General features: G+C 62.3%; 2 protein-coding genes. Both read left to right on the top strand.

Annotated features, from left to right (window positions below):
* The first annotated feature begins 71 nt into the window (after window positions 1–71).
* Window positions 72–1337 (top strand): IS21 family transposase, encoded by a 1266-nt coding sequence (gene istA / locus AC1Q61_RS32710; protein ID WP_125052918.1) that lies wholly within the window; start codon window positions 72–74, stop codon window positions 1335–1337.
* Window positions 1334–1615, top strand: a 282-nt coding sequence (locus tag AC1Q61_RS32705) for an ATP-binding protein (protein ID WP_492651486.1), incomplete at its 3' end; no start/stop codon positions are given. The genes istA and AC1Q61_RS32705, both read left to right, overlap by 4 nt.

The raw sequence follows: 1615 nt of genomic DNA, 5'->3' as shown, positions 1-1615 counted from the left end.
TGTCGACGACGGGTGAAAACTGAACGGATGTCGTCGGACGAAAATTAACCACCTTGCGTGAGTGTTGTGGGGTGATTTCAGTGGAGGATTGGGCGGAGATCCGCCGTTTGCATCGGGCTGAGAGCCTGTCGATCAGCGAGATCGCGCGGCGGTTGGGGGTGACGCGTAATACCGTGCGCTCGGCGTTGGCATCGGATCGTCCTCCGAAGTATCAACGAAAACGGCAACGCACTCTCGCTGATGCGGCCGAGCCGCAGGTGCGGGCACTGTTGTCGGAGTTCCCTCGGATGCCGGCGACGGTGATCGCCGAGCGGATCGGGTGGCAGCATTCGATCACCACGATCAAGGACCGCATTCGCGAGATCCGTCCGGAGTACGTGGGTGTCGATCCGGTGGATCGTTTCGTCTACAAACCTGGCGCTATCGCGCAGTGCGACTTGTGGTTTCCCGAGACCGTGGTGCCGGTCGGTGGCGGTCAGGAACGGGTACTGCCGGTGTTGGTGATGACGTCGGGGTACTCGCGGTTCATCTCGGCGGTGATGATCCCGTCCAGGCAAGGTGGTGACATCTTGTCGGGAATGTGGGAACTGATCTCAGGGTTGGGTAAGGTCCCGAAAACGCTGGTGTGGGACCGAGAATCAGCAATCGGAGGCACCGGAAAGGTCACCACATCTGCTGCTGCGTTCGCCGGAACGTTAGCGACTCGAATCCAGTTGGCTCCACCGCGGGACCCGGAGTACAAGGGCATGGTCGAACGCGCCAACGGCTACCTGGAGACCTCGTTTCTGCCCGGCCGGCGGTTCACCTCACCGACTGATTTCAACACCCAACTCCATGACTGGCTCACACGAGCGAATACTCGCACTGTGAGGGCGATCGGTGGCCGGCCGATCGATCTGCTCGCCACCGACGTTGCGGCGATGATCGAACTGCCACCGGTCATTCCGGCGATCGGGCTCAGTCACCGGATCCGGTTGGCGCGGGATTACTACGTGCGTGTCGACGGCGCCGACTACTCGATCGACCCGCGAGTGATCGGCCGATTCGTCGATGTGAGCGCCAGCCCGACTCGTGTGGTGGCCCGCTGCGACGACCAGATCGTGGCTCGTCATGACCGTTCGTGGGCGAAGCATGTAGTCGTCACCGATCCCGATCACGTCAGTGTTGCCGCCCAACTGCGCCGCGGATTGGCGGACGAACGGCGCCGCCGCACACAAGCCGCCACACGCCGGCACATCGACGGGCATCCCGTCTCGTTGCGAGCATTACCGGACTACGACGCCTTGTTCGGCGTCGACTTCGAATCCGCCCCGACAACAGTGAGGACCACATCATGACAACTGCAACCAAGAAGAAAGCCGCCGAGGCGGCCGTCTCGGCACCACCAGCGGACGGGATTCCGTCCCAGATCGCCTATTTGACAAGGGTATTGAAGACCCCGACGATCGGGCGAGTGTGGGAAGAGCTCGCCGATCACGCCCGCGACGAGAACTGGTCGCACGAGGAATACCTCGCAGCGGTATTGGGTCGCCAACTCGCCGATCGTGAGTCGGCGGGCACGATCATGCGGATCCGCACGGCGCACTTCCCGGCAGTGAAAACTCTCGAGGACTTC

The organism is Rhodococcus sp. MPR-R1B (genome assembly GCF_058793255.1).
The sequence above is the reverse complement of the archived record's forward strand: the minus strand, read 5'-3'. Positions and strand labels throughout refer to the sequence as shown.